The organism is Streptomyces sp. SID4985, from assembly GCF_009863025.1.
GTDB lineage: Bacteria > Actinomycetota > Actinomycetes > Streptomycetales > Streptomycetaceae > Streptomyces.
Window position 1 is genome coordinate 1 of record NZ_WWIR01000294.1, and the last position, 645, is coordinate 645.

Sequence of the window (645 nt, forward strand, 5' to 3'; positions counted from 1 at the left end):
TGGCCAGTTCGGCGGGGGCCGGGGTGCCCTCCGGGGGCCGGGGTGCGGCGCGGCGCGGGCGCCGCTGGTTCACAGCTGTGGGGGCGGCGGCCAGGGGTCGCGGTCGGACGAGTCGGAGCCTGGAGTCGCGCGGGATACGGGACGTCACGGGTGCAGTCTTCCGGTTGACGGTCCGAAAACCCAAACGGGATGTCACGGGCGGCTACGGAGAAGGCCAACGCACCAGGTCGGAGGAGGGGCGCGGAGTCAGGATCAGGCCATGGGCGCGGGGGCCTCCGACGGGGGACGAAGCAGTACGGAACCGGGGATTCCGGCTCGTCGAGGGGCCGTCGGCGGAGTTCACGTCAGCGGGACGCGGGCGGGACGCGGGCGCTCACATCAGCGGAACCAGGAACCGGCGCAGCCGCTCCTCGTACTCCTCCGGGTCGGCGTTCCACATCGCGGCGTGCGGGGCGCCGGGGACGGTGTGCAGGGCGACCAGGTCGGGCCTGCGGTCGGCCAGGCGGCGCGAGTGCAGCCAGGGGGCGACGGTGTCGCCGGGGCCGTGGATGATCAGGGTGGGCGCCGGGACCTCGGGCGGACCCGAACCGGCCGCTCCGGCGGCGCGGCCGGGTCGCAGTCCGGCCCTGCCCTGCGCGGCACGCA

The 645-nt window shown here is 75.8% G+C and carries 1 pseudogene; it reads right to left on the reverse strand.

Annotated features, from left to right (window positions below):
• Positions 1-373: 373 nt before the first annotated feature.
• Positions 374-645, reverse strand: a pseudogene (locus GTW40_RS11985) (hypothetical protein); the annotation flags it as partial.